This is a genomic window from Bradyrhizobium sp. SZCCHNRI20481, assembly GCF_032485055.1.
Taxonomy (GTDB): Bacteria; Pseudomonadota; Alphaproteobacteria; order Rhizobiales; family Xanthobacteraceae; genus Bradyrhizobium.
Genome location: NZ_JAUEUE010000009.1, coordinates 305,863 through 323,488, shown reverse-complemented (window position 1 = coordinate 323,488; position 17,626 = coordinate 305,863). Strand labels below are relative to the sequence as shown.

Annotated in this window: 22 protein-coding genes; 9 read left to right on the top strand and 13 right to left on the bottom strand. The window is 64.2% G+C overall.

Annotated features, from left to right (window positions below):
- Positions 1-496 precede the first annotated feature (496 nt).
- On the bottom strand, positions 497-1,114 hold the full coding sequence (locus QX132_RS17290; protein ID WP_315739119.1) for a helix-turn-helix transcriptional regulator: 618 nt from the start codon (positions 1,112-1,114) through the stop codon (positions 497-499).
- Positions 1,115-1,264: 150 nt separating this feature from the next.
- Here QX132_RS17290 and QX132_RS17285 point away from each other — a divergent pair, with 150 nt between their 5' ends.
- Both QX132_RS17285 and QX132_RS17280 read left to right on the top strand, forming a co-directional pair.
- Positions 1,265-1,795: a GcrA family cell cycle regulator gene (locus tag QX132_RS17285; protein ID WP_316162093.1), complete on the top strand. Its 531-nt coding sequence runs from the start codon at positions 1,265-1,267 to the stop codon at positions 1,793-1,795.
- 52 nt (positions 1,796-1,847) lie between these two features.
- Positions 1,848-2,447: a DUF6456 domain-containing protein gene (locus QX132_RS17280; protein WP_316162091.1), complete on the top strand. Its 600-nt coding sequence runs from the start codon at positions 1,848-1,850 to the stop codon at positions 2,445-2,447.
- A 68-nt stretch (positions 2,448-2,515) separates the two neighbouring features.
- Here QX132_RS17280 and QX132_RS17275 read toward each other — a convergent pair whose 3' ends face one another.
- Complete coding sequence (locus QX132_RS17275; RefSeq protein ID WP_315796519.1) at positions 2,516-2,872, bottom strand: hypothetical protein; 357 nt, start codon at positions 2,870-2,872, stop codon at positions 2,516-2,518.
- 249 nt (positions 2,873-3,121) lie between these two features.
- Here QX132_RS17275 and QX132_RS17270 point away from each other — a divergent pair, with 249 nt between their 5' ends.
- Positions 3,122-3,538: a hypothetical protein gene (locus QX132_RS17270; RefSeq protein ID WP_315796520.1), complete on the top strand. Its 417-nt coding sequence runs from the start codon at positions 3,122-3,124 to the stop codon at positions 3,536-3,538.
- A gap of 36 nt (positions 3,539-3,574) precedes the next feature.
- Here QX132_RS17270 and bamA read toward each other — a convergent pair whose 3' ends face one another.
- Complete coding sequence (gene bamA / locus QX132_RS17265; RefSeq protein ID WP_316162089.1) at positions 3,575-5,881, bottom strand: outer membrane protein assembly factor BamA; 2,307 nt, start codon at positions 5,879-5,881, stop codon at positions 3,575-3,577.
- Positions 5,882-6,112: 231 nt separating this feature from the next.
- Between bamA and QX132_RS17260 the strand changes: the two genes are divergently transcribed.
- Positions 6,113-7,168 (top strand): hypothetical protein, encoded by a 1,056-nt coding sequence (locus QX132_RS17260; RefSeq protein WP_315796522.1) that lies wholly within the window; start codon positions 6,113-6,115, stop codon positions 7,166-7,168.
- 221 nt (positions 7,169-7,389) lie between these two features.
- Here the strand turns inward: QX132_RS17260 and QX132_RS17255 are convergent, their stop codons facing one another.
- Positions 7,390-7,623 (bottom strand): DUF6894 family protein, encoded by a 234-nt coding sequence (locus QX132_RS17255; protein ID WP_315712992.1) that lies wholly within the window; start codon positions 7,621-7,623, stop codon positions 7,390-7,392.
- A 224-nt stretch (positions 7,624-7,847) separates the two neighbouring features.
- Complete coding sequence (locus tag QX132_RS17250) at positions 7,848-8,078, bottom strand: hypothetical protein (RefSeq protein ID WP_315739109.1); 231 nt, start codon at positions 8,076-8,078, stop codon at positions 7,848-7,850.
- Here QX132_RS17250 and QX132_RS17245 point away from each other — a divergent pair.
- Positions 8,059-8,247, top strand: a complete 189-nt coding sequence (locus QX132_RS17245) for a hypothetical protein (RefSeq protein WP_315782872.1) — start codon at positions 8,059-8,061, stop codon at positions 8,245-8,247. The genes QX132_RS17250 and QX132_RS17245 overlap by 20 nt on opposite strands.
- Before the next feature lie 2 nt (positions 8,248-8,249).
- Here the strand turns inward: QX132_RS17245 and QX132_RS17240 are convergent, their stop codons facing one another.
- The 4 genes from QX132_RS17240 to QX132_RS17225 form a co-directional block, all read right to left on the bottom strand.
- Entirely contained in the window at positions 8,250-8,576 is a 327-nt protein-coding gene (locus QX132_RS17240; protein WP_315739106.1) for a cupin domain-containing protein, read from the bottom strand.
- Positions 8,573-9,235 (bottom strand): YqcI/YcgG family protein, encoded by a 663-nt coding sequence (locus QX132_RS17235; protein ID WP_315782868.1) that lies wholly within the window; start codon positions 9,233-9,235, stop codon positions 8,573-8,575. Before QX132_RS17235 ends, QX132_RS17240 begins: the two co-directional genes overlap by 4 nt.
- A gap of 116 nt (positions 9,236-9,351) precedes the next feature.
- Entirely contained in the window at positions 9,352-10,644 is a 1,293-nt protein-coding gene (locus QX132_RS17230; RefSeq protein ID WP_316162086.1) for an MFS transporter, read from the bottom strand.
- Entirely contained in the window at positions 10,644-11,354 is a 711-nt protein-coding gene (locus QX132_RS17225; protein WP_315739103.1) for a hypothetical protein, read from the bottom strand. Before QX132_RS17225 ends, QX132_RS17230 begins: the two co-directional genes overlap by 1 nt.
- Before the next feature lie 65 nt (positions 11,355-11,419).
- Here QX132_RS17225 and QX132_RS17220 point away from each other — a divergent pair, with 65 nt between their 5' ends.
- Both QX132_RS17220 and QX132_RS17215 read left to right on the top strand, forming a co-directional pair.
- Positions 11,420-12,439, top strand: coding sequence for a GlxA family transcriptional regulator (locus tag QX132_RS17220; protein ID WP_316162084.1), 1,020 nt, complete (start codon positions 11,420-11,422; stop codon positions 12,437-12,439).
- Positions 12,440-13,024: 585 nt separating this feature from the next.
- Positions 13,025-13,378 (top strand): phasin, encoded by a 354-nt coding sequence (locus tag QX132_RS17215; RefSeq protein WP_315739142.1) that lies wholly within the window; start codon positions 13,025-13,027, stop codon positions 13,376-13,378.
- 107 nt (positions 13,379-13,485) lie between these two features.
- On the opposite strand, the gene QX132_RS17210 is transcribed toward QX132_RS17215, so the two are convergent.
- The 3 genes from QX132_RS17210 to QX132_RS17200 all read right to left on the bottom strand — a co-directional run bounded on the left by QX132_RS17210 (position 13,486) and on the right by QX132_RS17200 (position 14,626).
- Positions 13,486-13,800 (bottom strand): c-type cytochrome, encoded by a 315-nt coding sequence (locus QX132_RS17210; RefSeq protein WP_315739101.1) that lies wholly within the window; start codon positions 13,798-13,800, stop codon positions 13,486-13,488.
- A 151-nt stretch (positions 13,801-13,951) separates the two neighbouring features.
- Positions 13,952-14,104 carry a hypothetical protein gene (locus QX132_RS17205; protein WP_315771509.1) on the bottom strand — a complete coding sequence of 51 codons (153 nt, stop codon included), beginning with the start codon at positions 14,102-14,104 and terminating at the stop codon, positions 13,952-13,954.
- A 273-nt stretch (positions 14,105-14,377) separates the two neighbouring features.
- Positions 14,378-14,626: a hypothetical protein gene (locus QX132_RS17200; protein WP_315739099.1), complete on the bottom strand. Its 249-nt coding sequence runs from the start codon at positions 14,624-14,626 to the stop codon at positions 14,378-14,380.
- A 387-nt stretch (positions 14,627-15,013) separates the two neighbouring features.
- Between QX132_RS17200 and QX132_RS17195 the strand changes: the two genes are divergently transcribed.
- A complete protein-coding gene (locus QX132_RS17195) occupies positions 15,014-16,171 on the top strand; it encodes an OpgC domain-containing protein (RefSeq protein WP_316162082.1) in 1,158 nt (385 codons plus the stop codon).
- A 10-nt stretch (positions 16,172-16,181) separates the two neighbouring features.
- Here the strand turns inward: QX132_RS17195 and QX132_RS17190 are convergent, their stop codons facing one another.
- Positions 16,182-16,442, bottom strand: coding sequence for a hypothetical protein (locus QX132_RS17190; protein WP_315782901.1), 261 nt, complete (start codon positions 16,440-16,442; stop codon positions 16,182-16,184).
- A gap of 198 nt (positions 16,443-16,640) precedes the next feature.
- On the opposite strand from QX132_RS17190, the gene rocF reads away from it, so the two are divergent.
- Positions 16,641-17,615 (top strand): arginase, encoded by a 975-nt coding sequence (gene rocF, locus QX132_RS17185; RefSeq protein ID WP_315756160.1) that lies wholly within the window; start codon positions 16,641-16,643, stop codon positions 17,613-17,615.
- Positions 17,616-17,626: the final 11 nt, after the last annotated feature.

Genomic DNA, 17,626 nt, shown 5'->3' with positions numbered 1-17,626 from the left:
GGTTTGATGAGCGGGGAAGAGAAACGGGGCAGTTGCAAACGCTCAAGCCACCGCGCTCTTCCTCGACTCTACTCCTGATACTCCGATGCCGGTATCAAGCCTGCGCCGGCGCTGACAGCGCCGCGTGGGTGACGGTGACCAACAAGCCCGGCGCACCGGGGAGAACGCGAAGCAGCCGTGAAAACCACCGCGCAGGGAGGGCCGGATCGTTCCGGCTGGACCTGTGGTACCTGCCGCCTGCGTTTTTTGAGCAGGCGGGCCACGGGCCTCAGTCGAGGTCCGGCCTTCCCTGCACCCTCTCGTTTGAAGAGGGGGAGACCACTGTATCACTCGGACGCCTGGGCGCCGCGAGGCTAAGGACGCACATCCCCATATGTCGCTCAGAATTGTTGATCACGACGGCGCCACAGGCGCGGTGCCCACCCTTCCCTGGAGGGGGCCTGGAGGGGGGATGCAGGGGGAGCGCCTCGGCGTCCCCCGCATCCGGTCTCGAGTCTTACTTGTTCGCCGCGCGGGCGCGCGACTTGGCGGCCGCCTTGGCGCGGATCCGCGAGATCTGGCCGCGTGGCAGGGTGACGAAGATCTCGCCGATCCAGTCCAGCTTGACCCCCACGATCGGCTTGGCGTTGAAGCTCTTCAGATTGACCACGGACGGCGATTTGCCGCGTTCGATCGTCTTCAGGTAACGCTCGCCGGACTTGAGGCGTACCACCGCCTCCTCGCCGTAGAAGCTCGACAGCGGGTGGCGCTGCTCGCGGTAGACCACGATCACGTCGCCATTCTCATATTTCGGCAGCATCGAATCACCGGAGACCTCGAAGGCGATGGTCTCCTCGGAGATCGGGAAGGGCAGGGCGACCTCGCCGAGGCCCTCGACCGGCACCTGCTCGTAATCCGGCTCGATCACCGAGCCGGCGCCGACCCGTCCCATGACGGGGACCGAATTGAGCTCGAGATACTCCGTAATGAGCGGAATCTCGGCCGCCTTGATCAGGCGCTGGCCGCCGAGGATCTCGGAGACCGCGCCCGGCCGCACGCCCATGGCGCGGGCCAACCCTCCTTTCGTCTTTCCTGGCTTCTCGAGTGCACGCTCGATCATGGCGACGTCCAACATGGCTTTGACCTCTTTTGCGAATCTCGGAAGGGATTATATGTTTCGAATAATCAGAACTCAAGCTTGACTTTTTGTTCGGAATATCGGAAGATTTGGCCGTCGGGTGGAGCCGGCGGGTCCGGCGGCCCCGACCCAGAAGGAAGAGCGAGAATGCAATCCACCGATTGGCCAGACCAACACTCCAAAATGCTGTGCGAGCTTCATGCCCAGGGGCGGTCCTATGCCGAGATCGCGCGCGCCCTCAATGCGCAGTTCGGAACCGCCTATACGCGGAACGCGACGCTTGGCCGCGGCAAGCGGATCGGGCTGGTGGCGCCGTGCGGGCCGAAAGCCGCTCGATCCGAGCCCCGGCCGATGTCCGCGGCGACCCGAACCCGGCGGCGAAGCCCGGACGCGGCGGCGTGGCCGATGCCGTCCCCGCCGAAGCCTGCCGCGCCGGTCAGGCTGCGCTGCGTCGGCCTCAGCCCGCGCCTGCTGTCCCTCGATCAGCTCGAACGCAACGATTGCCGCTACCCCTATGGAGGCGACCGGGACGACGATCCCATCACTTTCTGCGGTCATCCGCGCCAGCCCGGCTCCTGCTACTGCACGCCGCATTACCATCTCACGCGGCTTCCGCCCGAGGAGACCGCCGTGCGCTCCGCCGGCCCTTTGATCCTGCGGCTGGTCGCCGCCGCGTAGAGCGCGGCAAACCCGACCCAAACTGACCCCATCCATTTTCCGGAGACGAGACATGGCGCGCCCCAGACGCAGCAAGCCCCATCGCATGTCCAAGACCCACGACCGGAGAGGTCACGACCTGCCGCGAAATGCAGACGTGATTCCCGTAGAGATCGACGATCCGCTGGCGCTTGAGCCCGGCGATAAGATCGTCGCATTGCGATCGGTCCGCAGCGACCCGCTCGGCCGGCTGCACGCGCACAAGCAGCTGGATGACGCCCAATACCGGGCCGGACGGGCGTTCCAGAATGATTGGGAGCGGGCCGAGCGGGGCCCGCAGGCGATCGATCCCTCGCGCGAGCACGTCGACGGCGCACGTGGGCGCGAGCCGGTCACCGAAAGCCAGAGGCAGGCGGTGCTGCGGCTCAACCGCGCCGAGCGCGAGCTCGGCGCCGACGGGGCGGCGATCACCCATGACGTCCTGGTGCACGGCCTGACCATGGAGCAGATCGGACGCAAGCGGGGGCTCGCCAGCCAGCGCTGGAATGATTATTTCGCCCGGCGCTTCAAGGAGTGCCTGGACCGGCTGGCCGTGGTCTACGGGTTTTCCACCGACAGGATCGCCAGGAAATGCGATGGGGCCGTGCGATCGGGCCGTCGGGGCGAGAGCTAACGGCCGGCACGACCGGCGCTCGTACCGTCGTCGACGGGTACGAGCGCCGGTCGGACAATCGTTTTCCCTCAGGGATGCGGCGTCACGACATAAGTGGTGCTGTAGGGCTCGACGCGCAGCGAGGCATGCGACAGCAAACCGATCTTGGCCGAAGGCGTCATCTGCAGCTCGCCGTTCGGGCCGCGATGAACGTTGTACTGCCAGGCCGCGAGGTCGCCTTTCTGCGCCAGTGCGCGCGCAACGGCGCTGGCATCGCTGCCGCCGATCGTCGCCAACTCGTCGCTATTGAGACCGATGACGATCTCGTCCTTGACGGTCACCACCTTGAACAGCGAGGTCGCGCTGTCGCCGGCCTTCGCCATCGAGGCAGCGAGCGACAGTGTGGCGAGGGTGATGAAGATCGGGCGTGTCAGTCTGGAAGGCATGAGGACTCCTGTTGCCGATGGCATGATGGACGGCGTCGGTGTGCAGCCATTGGTTCCCGACGGGCGGCCATCGGTTCGCAGAAATCGATGCGGCGGTGGGTTGAACCAGGGGGCGTGACGTCGCGCCTAAGCGCGATTGCGGGATGCGTACGTGCCGCCGGATGGCCGGGTTGGTCCTGAGTTGACACAGGTCAAGCTGCACGCCCGGGCATGTTGTATCTGGGAACGAGTGAAGTGAAGGGTGATGCCATGTTCAGCGGGAAATATCGATCTCCTTCGGCCGGTGGAAAAATCGCGATTGCGGCCGTCGCGGCCATCGCTGTGGTGGCGAGCGCGCCGGCGCCAGCCCATGCGCGGCCGGCGGGTCCGGCCAACAAGTCGGCGGTCGCGACGGCGACAGCCGGCGATTTGACCGATCTCAGCGCTCGCCGGCGCTATCGCCGCGTCTACAGGGGCAATCCAGCCGCCGGCTTGGCCATCATGGGTGCAATGATCGGCACCATCGGCGCAATCGCCGCGCATCAGCACGACGACTACTATTACTATGGGCCCGGCTATTATCCCGGACCCGGCTATTACGGGCCGCCGCGGGTGTACTACGCACCGCGGCCATATTATGTTCGCCCGTATTACGGCCCGCCCGGTTACTACTACAGTCCGTACTGACGTGACGCGGCGCTCCGTCGATGTTGCGCTGTCGGCTCAGAAGCCGCCGGCGCTGAAACGGAGCGGCTGCACGACGTCGTACGCCGCCTTGCTGATCGGGACCGCATAGTCGACCGTGAGCGGTCCGAATGGCGATGCCCAGGTCATGCCGACGCCGACCGAGGAGCGCAGCACGTTCCTGTTTGCCACCTGGACATTCTGGGTCGGGCCGCGATAGCCGAACACGGTTCCTGCGTCGACGAAGGCCGATGCACGCAGGCCGTATTCCTGCGGCAATCCAGGAATGTTGCCCTGCAGCTCCGCCGTGGTCGCCCAAAACAGGCTGCCGCCGACATTGTCCATCGTCGATCCCGGCGTCAGATCGCGCGGCCCAAAGCCGCCCGGCGCGAAGCCGCGCACCATGGTGGGACCGCCGAAGAAGCTGTTGAGCAGCGGCGCCTGCTGGCCGCCCCATCCGGTGATATAGCCGCCTTGCGCGCGCACCATGCCGGTCAGGTCGCTGTTGATGGACCGATAATAGCGGACGTCGCCCGTGGTCCGCAAAAAGCGAACGTCGCCGCCGAGACCGGCGAGATCCTGCGTCAACTGTGAACGAATGCCGCTGGTCGGCACCTTGTTGTTGTCGAGCGAGCTGTAGGTGACGGTATTGCCGAGCGAGGACACCGTCTGCCGTCCGGCTGCGACCGCCTGGCGGACCGGGAGGGACACCGCTGCCGGCGAGATCCCCGGCGCGAGCACCACCCTTTGGTCGTACAGCGAATAGCGCCACAGCATGGCGGTCTGCTCGCTGACCGGCATGCCCAGGGTGAGGGCACCGCCATAGGTGTTGCTGCCGAACGATTGGAATGTGCTGACCATGCTCTGTCGAGCGAACAGCTCCATGCCAAGTGTCGTTCGACCGAGGGCGTAGGGCGAGGTGAAGGACAGGCTGGCGCCGCGCGCGAACTGGCCGTAGGTGAAGGTGGCCTGCGCAGTGTTGCCGGTGCCGAGCACGTTGCGGTCGCCGATCTTCACCTCGGCGAGCAATCCGTCCGTGGACGAATAGCCGCCCGAGACGTTGAAGTCGCCGGTCGCCTGATCGACTGCCTCGACATCCAGCACCACGCGATCCCTGGCCGAGCCCGGCCGCGTCGAGATCTTGACGGTCTTGAAGTAGTTGAGGTTGCGCAGGCGACGTTCGGCGCGGTCGATCAGCGTCCTGTTGTAGGCATCGCCTTCGCTGACGTCGAACTCGCGCCGGATCACGTCGTCGTGCGTGCGCGTGTTGCCGTGGATCTCGATGCGCTCGACATAGCTGCGTCGTCCCTGCTCGATCTGGAAGTTGACGTCGGCCAGCCGATCCGGCGCATGCCGATTGATCCTGGGCTCGACCTGCGCAAACGGAGAGCCGAGCTTGCCAAGTTCAGCCGCCAGGAGTTCGGAGGTCTTGTCGATCTTGCTCTGGTCGAACGTGTCGCCCTGCTGCACCAGCAAGGATGTGCGCAGGCGGTCGCAGGCCAGCCCCTGCACGTTGCAGGAGACGTCGACTGCGGCGAATTTATAGAGTCCGCCTTCCTCGATCGCAAAGGTGAGGTTGTAGCCGCTATTTGCCGCGTCATAGTCGACGCTCACATTGGAAACCTCGGCATCGGCGTAGCCGTGGTTACGATAATATTGTCGCAGCAGCTCGCGGTCCTCGTTGACGCGATCTGCGTCGTAGACGTTGCCGCCGGTCACGAAGCTCAGCACGTTGGTGGCCGAGGTCTTGATCACCGCGTGCAATTGTCGGGCGCCATAGGCGCGATTGCCTGTGAAGTTGATCGCCCTGACCGGCGTCTTCTTGCCTTCGGTGATGGTGAAGACGAGATCGACGCGGTCGTTGCCGCGATCGATGATCTCCGGGACGACGCGGATGTCGTCGCGTCCAGCGCGATGGTACGCCTGGATGATGCGGGCGACGTCGCCCTGGACGGTTGCGCGCTGCAGGCCGGCTCGCGGCTTTGATAGCACCGCGCTCGTGAGCTCCGCATCCTTCACCTTCTTGTTACCTTCGAAGGCGACGCGATCGAGCACTTTTGCTTCGGAGACGCGGACCACCGTGCGTCCGTCGGCGCGGCTGATCTTCACGTCGTCGAACAGCCCGGTCGCAACCAGCGCCTTCAGGCCGGCGTCGAGCGCGGCGGCGTCGTAGCGCCCGTTGGCGTCAGTGTGGAAATAGGATCGCACGGTGTCGGCATCGACGCGCCGATTGCCCTGTACTGCAAGGGCTTCGGCCGCCACTGCCGGCGGCGCGGACGTCACCACCAACAGCGTCGCAACGATCAATGCGACATGTCGCGATCTGCTGTCTCGGGCGGTCAACATGCGCGCATCTGCCTGCTCGTCATGCCGGGATGCAAGAGCCGGTGGGCGGCCAAATCATGTCGAAGCCGTGGAGACTTGGCGGTCTGCGATCACGCCTGCGAAGGGTGACCGGCAGGGAATCGAGCGCGGCCGCAGAATTGACGCAGAGTCGATTCAAACGGCGTACAGCATCGTCCTCATCCGTACGCGCCAGCAGATGCTGATGCGGCGAACGTTTGTCGGGAGCTGACCATGCGCGCGATCGCCTTGGCCCTCATCGCTTGCACCTTCGTTCAATCAGCCCTTGCTGCTGCGGTCGTCCCAGAGATCGACCCGCGCGCGTCGCTCGGTGTCGTCCAGAACTGGATATACAACTATCGCACCAAACCTGACTACGCCCATGTGCCGGCGGCGGTGCGGGTGCTGTTCCACTCGCAGACGTTCAAGGAGCCGGAGAACGCGGGCATCTATCTCGGCTTCATCGCGGGGGCGATCGGCTCCAATCCCGCCAAGGCCGAACAACTCGTCAACAGCTTCTTTCCCGTGCCTCCCGAGGAGGAGTGGGTGGTCGTGCGTGCCATCGCTTATTCAGGTCTGCCGGATTGGCGCAATCTCATGCGCAGGGTCGCGCCGAAGATGCCGGGCCGCCGCGTGATGATCGACGGCTATCTCAGCGGCGCACAGCCGACCTTGATGGACGTCCCATTGGAGGAAACGAAGCCTGGCGTGATGGACAAGCTGCGTGCCGCATTGACGCAGAATCCGTTCAAGAAGGAGGAGCGCAAGCTCGACACGCGGCTCAGCTACGCGACCCACCAGGATCTGCTCGACATCCTCTGGGGTTATTACTTCGCGACCGGCTCGCGCGTGCCGATCCAGCGCATCGTGCAGATGCTGCCATGGTCGAAGAGCCGCGACACGGTCGACAAGCTGACCATCGGTAGCATGGCGCGCTATACGCTTGCCAGCTACTCGGTGCGCGATGCCAGCCTGCGCGACTATCTCCGGGAGGAGCTGGCGCGGCAGTCGGGACCGGTCAAGGAGCCGCTCAGGGAGGTGGTTGAGGCCGCCGATACGGTGCAGCTCGGCGCCGTCCGCAAGGATGCCGTCGCCGCGGTCGAGGAGCTGAAGACCAAGGGCTCTGACGCCCGGCGCAACATGGATTTCTGGGGACAGCTCGGCGTCGGTGCCCTTGCGCTCGGCTGCGTCTCGGCTGCGGCGCTGGGGCAGGTCGCCGTCGGCATCCCCTGCGTGATCGGCGGCTCGGCCTCGCAGGGCCTGCTCTCGTTCTGGGAGAAGCAGCAATAGGCCGTCGGTGACGCAGCGGTGGCGTTCGTTGGCGGCCGGGGGAAGGGGAGAGCCGGTCGAGCGGAGCGGCGGGGGCTGACACTCAGGGCGCTCTTGATGCCGAAGCGGCCTGATCGCGCGCCCAACATACACACTCAAGGGTTGTTCGGCTTTTCGTTTCCTCTACGAAAAGTAGAAAAAGTAGTCAACGCGCAGTCTCTGCTGGCACGCCTATGAAAAAATCAGGACAGGCTGGCCTTCACTGCAGCCGGATAAACCGGCTCACGGTGAACCTCCGCGCCAGATTCGTCGACGACGACGATGGACAGCCTGCGGTCGGTGATGCGCGGGTCGTGCCGGAGTCGCCGGGCCAAGTCCCGGCTGTGCTCGATCGCCCCCGCACTCGTCGCAAATTCCAGGCCGGTCCGGTCTCTGGTCGGAATGCCATCCTTCATATCGAAATAATAAGTGCGCATGGTCTTCCTGCAGCCGCTGTGTGGCGGGAGTGGGCGCGGAGCCCGAGCGGGATCCGCAACCCATTCTTCCCCCAAAGCAAACTATAGAAGACCTCTAATGTGGAGGACAAGCTTACCGCTGCCGTAATCCCCTCGCATTGTTCGGTGAACGACCGTTTCCACTGGTATCGTCAGCCAGAAACTGCCAGAAGACCCAAATTGTGACGCCGAAATCAACCCACCGGTCAGTTCGGCTTGCTGCGAGAGTTGTTCCCTGGCATACTTTCAACCTCATCGGGTTCCGCACGGTCGATTTCCAGGCGGGCCATCCTGAGGATCAGGGTCGCAGTCGTCAGACCGAGACTTTCAGCCTCGATTGCTGCAGTATCTACCTTGCGTGCAAGGCCTTCACGTTTGCTAAGGACTGGCATTACCGTTTCCTGCCAAAGGTGCGAGATGAAGAATTCAACATTCATCGCGGAGCTGCACACGAAGCTCGGAGCCCCATCGAGCGAAGCCGTGGAAAGCCTTCGTTTGCTGAAGGCGTTCCTGAAGCTGGCTCCGGGCCAGCGCATCGAGGTGATCGAGATAGTCGAGCGGTTGACCGCAGACGCCCTTTCGGAGACCGACCGCCCTCTGTCCTGACCTCATCCCTCCCGATTGCACGCAATGGTTGCTGGTGGTCGCGTGGCGATCGCGTAGATTGCATCATCCAGCGCTTCCGATTCGTGCAGCGTCCCGGCCGGCAACAGGATCTTGTCGCCGGCGGTACAGATGCGCTCGCCGCCTTCCCAACGAAACGTGAGCCGTCCCTTGATCACGACGAGGATTTCGTCGACGGGGTGGGTATGGAAGGCGTGAACCTTGCCGGCTGCATCGTGCTGCAGCTCGATGCAGCCCTGCGCCGGCAACAGCGCCAGGATGTCGGGATCGATCGCGAAGCTGGTCTTGGTTCCAGCGATGATCTGGGTCATGCAGCCTGCTCCTTGTCTGTAATGGACGATGGCTTGGTCTGCGCCAGCTTGTGGAAGGGACAGGCCGGCGGCGGCTGGTTGTCGTCGTAGAGGAAGTACTGTTTGAACTCCCGGCCCTCCGGATTGCCGTAGCGTCCGAGCTGGGGCGAAGGCGCCGTCGTGTCGAACGGGACCAGCCGTTTGCGCACCTCGCCGAAGGCCTTGGCCGCCGCCTCGTCCGTGCCGAGCATCCGTTCGAACACCCAGCGCGGCTGGAAGGTCAGCATGAATGCGCTCGATCGGCGGCTTTGCCGCATCACATGTGCGGGCGTGCTGCAGACGACGAAGATCGGCTCCCCGGCGAACGAGAACTCCCACATCGGATGATCGACGGTCTCGGGAATTTCGGCGGGCCACGGCTGGCTGTCGACGCGCGCCAGCTGATCGAGGATGTGCCAGAATTTCTTGTAGTAGGAGTCGATGGTCTGGACCGGGCGCGGGCGCGTGAACAGCACCAGCGAGGTGTTGGGCCCGTGCGAGCGGCTCTCCGAGACGAACAAGGCGAGCTGCTGGCCGAGCACGTCGATGTCGATGGGGTCGAGAAACAGATAACGAAGCTGATCGTGACGATAGCCCGCGACGCCGAATACGCACGGAAAGGGTCTTGCTTCGCTGCTCATCTGAGCCTCGAATTCCGAAAACAGGACGCTCTGCCAGGTGCCGGCCTGATGGCCGGATCGGACTTCGTCCCTTCTCAAATACAAACGCGACATACTGACCCTCTCTGTTCTTATGCTTAAGTACGAAGTATCAATTCGCGCCTCATCATCAGCGGCCCAAGGAGTCCAGGAAGCGACATCAGGAGAAGAATCTCGATCAGGGCTGCGTAGCCGGAATCGCTGGCGGCACTGCGCAGGCTTGATCCGATGTCGGGGTCGAGGCCGCTTGCAGTCACCATGGCAAAGGCGATCGCCGGTTGAGCCAGCCCGGCAAAAATGCCGGCGGCTGTCGTATTGATCGATGCGCCGACGCCGATGCGCTCCGCCGTATAGAGATGCTTGGTGCTTTTCAGGATCAGCGGCACGGTGCCCCCGGCCACCAGACCGAGCACGGCGAACACCGCGCCGACATAGAAGAAGCCGAAGCTGTGCGCCATTGCCGGCAACAGCATCACGACGAGCATCATGCGCAGCAGGGTGATGGAAATCAGGGCTGCATTGAGCGACTGCATCCGGTCGGCGGCATGGCCGAGAAAGATCGATCCGATGGCGTTGCCGACCATGAAGGCGAGCAGAGGGCCGCCGGCCGCTGACGGCGAGATGCCGAAATAATGCGCGACCATCGGGATGCCCCACACCCCCGCGAGCGTGGTCACGACCGCGAAATGCGCAGCGAAGCTCATGGCGCAGCCCCACGTCGCGGCCGATCCGAGCGCATGCCAGCTTGTGACCAGGACGCTCTTCAGCGTCCGGCTGGTGTAGTTCGCAGGTGCGGATTTCAAGGTCGCGGACGCGCAGGCAAAGTTTGCGACGCCGACGCAGGCGATGAAGAGAAAACAGGCGCGCCAGCCGAAGCCGCTGACCGCAGCGGCGAGCGGGGTCGTGGCGAGGACGCCGCCGACATAGCCCGACACCTGGGAGATGCCGGACATCAGGCCGAAACGCTGGTCGGAAAAGTTCTGCGCGACGAGCTTCAGCAGCGCCGTGAACACCAGCGCGTCGCCGCACGCCACGACCACGCGTGCGACGAAGACGTCGAACAGGGTAGGCGACAGCGCGAAGGCGGCGCTGCCGAGCGCCGACGCCGTCATGCTGCACAGGACGACGCGCTTCACACCGTAGCGGTCGACCAGAACGCCCGCGGGGATCTGCATCAAGGTGTAGCCCCAGAAGTAGCTGGAGGCGAGCATCGCGACGCCGGAGGCGTCGGTGCCGAAGTCGCGCATGAAGTCGAGGCCCACGGTCTGCGGCGACATCCGCTGCAGGAAGGCTACGGCGTAGGCAAACGCGACCGTTCCCCACGCAACATAGGCGCGATCGAAGAACCGGAGCGAAGAGGACGCGACCGCTTGTTGTCCGAGCGCCGCCATCACACCCTCGCATAGCCGACGGAGAACAGGGCGTCGGCGGAATCCGGGATGATCCGCGACATCGCGGTCTCGACCAGCGAGGCCCTGCCGTGATAGTCTTGCCTGATGTGCTGGATGTGTCCGTAGGCGCCGCGCATGATCATGCGGGGCACCTCGAGCGGCTTGCCCGGATAGATCGTCGCGCACATCTCGACGCAGGCGGCCTGCAACTCCGCATCCGCCGCCTCATCGAGCAGCGACGGCGCGACCCTCTCGCAGATCTTGGCGTTGGCAGCCCACACGATCGGGTTGCGCGTACGCCATCCGTAAAGAATTTCTTCGCCGGGCGTGGCCGACCCAGGATGCTTGAGGATCTGCGACGTAAAGAACCCATACAGGCCACGACCCTGATGTGCGGGTAGTACTTCGGTCCCACTGCGATAGATGGCCAGCCGCTGCGCGATGGTCATCACGCGATAGACTGAGAACGCGACCAGTCCGATGTGATCGTAGACTAGAACGAGGCCGTATTTGCTGTTGAACGGCGATGAGGCCGCGGTCCAATGGGGTTCGATTGCTTTCCAGTTAATGGCAATGATCGAATTCATCGCATCCATGATCGGCTGCCGATCAGGCAGCTCGATCTCCGACGCGTCGGAAAAGCTGTAGACGGTGTAGTCGTCCCATGGCGAGGCGATCGTCTTGTATCGGCCGTCCAGGTTGCGCGACATCACGTGAACTCCAGCACTGCAAGGTCGAGCTATACAGGCGGTCCTCCGATGGCTTAAAGGACAATATGCCCTCGAATCCTGCCAACTCTCCCCGGCGTGCTGCGGTGCGTCGAGATGGTGCCGAAAGGCGGCTCGCCATCTTTGCCTTTCCCGGAGTGACGCTGCTCGACGTTTCCGGCCCGGCGCAGGTGTTCGCCGAGCTCAGCGAGATCGAGCTGCCGGGGCCGGGCTATGCGCTCAGCTACGTGTCCAAGGAGGGCGGACTGGTGCCGACCGATGTCGGCCTGATGATCGACACCGCGCCGCTCTCGTCCGTGAAGCCGGAGGAGGTCGACACGCTGCTGATCCCTGGGGGGCCAGGCATCTGGAAGCTGCGGCAGGACGAGACGGTGATGCAGTGGATCGGCGAGGTGCTCCCGGGCGCCCGGCGGATCGCATCCGTCTGCCTCGGCGCCTTTGCGCTGGCCTGGGTCGGCGCGCTGGAGGGCAGGCGGGCCGCGACGCATTGGCGCTACTGCCCCCGCCTGCAGGACAGTTTTCCGAACGTGAAGGTCGAGCCCGACGCGATCTTCGTGCAGGACGGCCGGGTCTGGTCATCCGCAGGCGTGAGCGCCGGCATCGATCTGGCGCTGGCGATGATCGAGGAGGATTTCGGTCATACGATCGCGCTCGACGTGGCGCGCCGGCTCGTCGTCTTCCTGAAGCGTCCTGGCGGCCAGAGTCAGTTTTCGACCGTCCTGGCGGCGCAGGCGTCCGACGTCGAGGGTCGGTTCAGTGCGCTGCATGCCTGGATCATCGAGAACATCGCCAGCGACCTGCGCGTCGAGGCGCTGGCCGCGAGAGCCGGCATGACGCCGCGCACCTTTGCCCGCACCTATGTCAGCCGCACCGGGATGACCCCGGCACAGGGAGTCGAGGCGCTCAGGGTCGAGACGGCGCGCCTCCTACTCGAAAGCCGCCAGGTCGAAAACGTGGTCGAAGTCGCCAAACGGGCGGGCTTTGGCGACGACGAGCGCATGCGGCGGGCGTTCCTGCGGCATCTCGGCGTGTCGCCATCGGAGTATCGGCGCCGCTTCTCGGGTTGAGCGGCGCTTGCCGCAACCGGGGCTGACAAGATTCGCCGGGGTCGACGCCTTTTTCCTTTGCTTTCGGGTTAGTCTCGCCGTTCGCGTTGAGGCCAGAGCGGCCATGCCTTATGCGATCGCTCAAAGGCTTCCGTAAAAAGCCATGTGTATAACGCTGAAAATTTAATGCAGATCCGCCTCCGCGGACGGGAAAGGCCAATGACCAACATCGTTCCCTTTCGCACGAGGACACTCCTCAGGCCGCCTTTGCGACGGCCGAAGAGAAGGCCGCGGTTGTGGTGGCCGGTGCCGGCCACATGGACACCGTGTGAGCCGGTGCATTCGGCGCCAGGGAGGATGCGAGAAAAACTGTCCTCCTCCTCGATCTTGCCCTGCAGCATGCGCGAGAGCTCTCAGGCCTCGTTACGGACCGAGCGCGCGCGGCGGACCTATGATCGTCACCTCGCTTCGATCGAATACGCGCTGCAGATTACGCGCCAACGTATGGCCGCACTCTGACAGGCGCGCAGCTTTCTTCCGCATCTATTTGTACGGCGACGCAGGGAGTCGGATGTGGTAGTTGGATCTGTCGTGGAGGACGCAACGATGACCCAAACCAAACTGGAAGTGCCCGCTGAACTGCGGGACCTGGCCGAAAAGACCATCTCGCAGGCGGAAAAGGCGTTCGAGATGTTCTTCGACGCAGCCGGAAAATCGATCGGCACGGTTCCCGGACCTGCCGCCGACATGTCCAAGCAGGCGCTCACTCTCACCGAGCAGAACATCAAGACGGCTTTCGAACACGCTCGAAAGCTCGTTCACGCCACCGAGCTCGAGGAGGCGATGCGGATCCAGTCCGAGTTCCTGCGCAGCCAGTTCACCAACGCCGGTGAGCACATGAAGACGATCACGTCGAGCATCATGTCCGCCGCGAGCAAGGCTACCGAACCCAAGAGCTGAAGCGCGAGCCTCGCCGTCGCAGGAGCGACGGTCTGCATGGACGAACTCGGCGGCAGCGCTGCCGCCGAATGGACGCGGGCGGACGAGACGGGCGAAAGAGCCCAGCCCTATTTTCGCAGGCTGCCGATATAGGCGGCGATGTCGGCCGCCTCCAGCCGGTTGAGCGGAAAGCTTGGCATCTTCGGATGCGGGTCGAGCAGGAAAAACGCGACCTTCTCTGGCGTGAAATCCGTTTTCTGAGCAATCTGAGCGAAGGTGGGAACGTCCGCGCTCGCCTGCTTCTGCGTCCCTTCGATGAGGTGGCATGAGGCGCACCAGCGACGGGCCAGATCTCCGCCGTGATCCGGATCGGCGGCCCATGCCGGTGTCGACGCCGCAGCCGCGATCGCGATCGCCATAACTCTCATCACCGAGGCGTGCATCAAGGAACTCCTGATCATTGTCTGTTGAGTGGTGGCATACCTCGCCGGAGTGACGGCGGGTGGCTCACGAAGGAATGTTTCGCCCCTGGAGAGGAGCGATCTTGGCGGCTCCGCCTCGCAGGCACGCGCGGCGCGTCGATGAATCTCGACGTCAATTACAGCATGATTTGGGAAAATGGGACAGGTCGATCCGGCTGACGATTGCCTTCAGGAGCGCGCTGGCGCGGCGCAGCCAAGACATATCGGCCGAGCGAGACACATCGGTCGAGGCGGTGATCGTCAGCTCTTCCGCAACGTAGGACATGTCGAGCCCTCCCTGTCGCTCAGCATCTTTCCGCTCAGCCTGTTGACGAGGTGCGTACCGCCGCATGCTGGGCATGCGGCGGCCTCATAGGCATCGAACTGGTCGGCAAGAGCCGGTGCGGCCAAGCCGATCTGAACGTTCGATCCCGTCTGGGAGCAGCGAAAAATGAGAGTTTCCATCGCCTGAACATGACAAATGCCGGCATCGATGCCTTGATCTGTCTCAACAGGCGATGACCGGTCCGGCGCGCCGGACCGCCGGAGAGAGAGAAAGTCAGGTCAGGCCATGCGATGCGGCCTTCGCCATCTCGATCCGTTCGGCGACATTCACCGTGGACACGGAACCCGTTTGGGCCGCACGGAGCGCCGCATCGATCTTCGACTTCACGCGCCGGGCCGCGAGCGCGGCGAGTCTGGTCTGGGTGCGTCCGGTCTTGATCTGATCGCCGAACTCGTACCGCCATTCCCACATGTCCGGTTCAGCAGTCGCCACGACCGTATATTGGACACCTCGGTGGATCACGGAACCCCCCTGTCAACATTTCCACTGCAAGTCAACGTCTAAGCAATCTACAATCAATCCGGGCAAATACGGGACTGGAACAATTGCCAGTCCGGCGGTGGTGAGATGCTTAACACCACCATGCCGACAATGTTCCACAGGCACCCGGTTTCCGTGCACACTTTTCGAGTACGGATATCGGCCGTGCACAATCGGCTGAAATGACGGGGGGGCAGCCTGAAGACGCAGACGGGGGGCTGCGCTCAATGGCCAACCTCGAAATCTGCCGGAAGGATGGACGACGCGTGCGGCGGATTCGAGTTCCGATCGATGACCGGCAGGAGATATTAAGGCACAACATGCATGCCGGAGTCGATGTTGGTCGGCCATCCCGAGACGAGGTCCATCTTGTTTGCCGATGATCAAGAGCTGGCGAGGACGGATAGCGTGGCAGCCGGCAACGGCAACGGAGCTCGTGACCTCCGGGTCGACGCGTTCCGGGGGCTCGCCCTCTGGTTCATCTTCATCGATCATGTTCCGGACAATTCGCTGGCGTGGCTGACGCTGCGCAACTACGGCTTCAGCGACACCTCCGAGGTGTTCGTCTTCGTCTCCGGCTACACCTGCATGCTCGCCTATGGCGGAGCGCTGCCGAAGCAGGGCTGGGCGACCACGGTGGTGCGGGCGCTGCGGCGCGCCTGGGAGATCTATGCGGCGTTCCTGGTGCTGCTGCTCGCCTATGCGGCGCTGGTCTGGGTGATCGGCGGCGGCACGCGCTTCGTCGACGAGACCAACACCGGCTTCTTCTTTCGCGAGCCGGGGCCCACGCTGGTGCATGTGGCGCTGCTGCAATTCGCGCCCGTCAACACCGACATCCTGCTGACGTTTGCAATCCTGCACATCTGCTTTCCCGTCATCCTGTGGCTGATGATCACCAGCGCGACGTTGACGCTGGCGCTTTCATTCCTGCTCTACATGATGGTTCAGCTGTTCAGCTGGCAGGCGCCGGCGTGGCCGAGCGGCGAGCTGTATTTCAATCCGTTCGCCTGGCAGTTCCTGTTCGTGATCGGCGCCTGGTACGGCTGTGCCGGCGCCACACGCCTGCGTCCGCTCCTCGACTCGCGAACGCTGTTGATCGTGGCGATCGGCTATCTCGCGTTCAGCCTGTTGATGGCGCTCAGCTGGGAGTTCAAGAGTCTCGAGAACCTGATCCCGTCGGCCATCAGCGGCCTGATCTATCCGATCTACAAGAGCCACCTGGCGCCGGTGCGGTTGTTGCACTTCCTGGCGCTTGCCTTCGTGGTGTCGCGGCTGGCTCCGCGGGACTGGAAGGGGCCAATCCGTCCGCTGATGACGGCCATGATCAGGTGCGGCGAGAACTCGCTCCCGATCTATTGCCAGGGTGTGCTGCTGGCCTTCCTCGGCCAGGTCGTGCTGACCGACGTGGCGAGCGGGTTGGCGATGCAGCTGCTGATCAGTGTCGCCGGGATTGCGATCATGACCATCGCGGCCACGCTGCTGACATGGGAATCGCAGCTCGACCGGCGCGGACCGCGGCTGTTCTGACCGCCGTTCCTCAACGCCGGCGTGCGACGGTGACCCCGAGCAGGAAGGCGACGAACAGGCTCGTGAGCGGGGCCTCGCGGGTGATCGCGCTGATGGTCGACAGGGCGGTCCCGGGCCGCCGCGCGTCCCTTGCCGCTTCGCTCAGCCGGTCCACGGCCGCACTCAGGGTACCCACCACTTCGCCGAGTGCATGCGACATGTCCGTCGCGGTGTCGAGCGCGCGTTCGGCGACGCCCGGCTGCGGAGGTGTTTCGAACGTTTCGCTGCTCACTGTCGTTGCCTTCTTGCCGCGGCTCGTCGGATTGGCACCCTCGTGCCGACGCGATTCGGCCGAGGGGCGCATGTAACGCTCGTGGGAAATGCCGGCTGATGCGATTGGTTCCCTGGGACCGAGACGCATCGCCGGCGAAGCGCGCGGTGCAAAATCGCGCTACGCTGGGCGCCCGGCCGTCGATGAAAGGATTCCGTCTTGGCTTCTCCAGACCTTAAGGCGCCACATCGCATCGCCGTCCTTGGTGCTCCGATCGATCTCGGCGCGTCGGTCCGCGGCACGCTGATGGGGCCTGCTGCGCTGCGCACCGCGGGTCTCATCACCGTGCTGGAAAGCCTCGGGCTCGACGTCACCGACTACGGCGATGTCGGCATCGCCGACATGACGGAGCCCGGTGACGAGCCGCCGGTGAAGGCCAAGCACTATCGCCAGATCCAGCGCTGGTCGCGGGTGCTGGCGCGTCGCAGTCACGAGCTGGCGCAGACCGGCGCCATCCCGATGTTTCTCGGCGGCGACCATTCGCTGTCGATGGGGTCGGTGAACGGGATCGCGCGCCATTGCCGCGAGATCGGGCGGGAGCTGTTCGTGCTCTGGCTCGACGCACATGCCGACTACAACACGCCCGAAACCACCATCACAGCGAACATGCACGGCATGTCCGCCGCGTTCCTGTGTGGCGAGCCGGGTCTCGACGGCCTGCTCGGCGACGAGGCGCGCACGCCCATCACCCCAGATCAGTTGCAGCTGTTCGGCATCCGCTCGATCGACAGGGCGGAAAAGGAGCTGCTGCGTCTCCGTCGTATCAGCATCGCCGACATGCGCGCCATCGACGAGTTCGGCGTCGGCGTACTGACGCGCCGGATCCTCGACAAGGTTCGTGCGCGGAACGGCGTCCTGCATGTGAGCTTCGATGTCGACTTCCTCGATCCCGAGGTGGCCCCCGGCGTCGGCACGACCGTACCTGGCGGCGCGACCTATCGCGAGGCTCATCTCATCATGGAGATGCTGCACGATTCCGGGCTGGTGCGTTCGGTCGATATCGTCGAGCTCAACCCGTTCCTGGACGAGCGCGGCAAGACCGCGCGGGTCGCAGTCGAACTGATCGCCAGCCTGTTCGGCCAGCAGATTACCGATCGGCCAACGCCCACCAACGCGATCGTGCCGGACCAATAGGCGGATGCCTC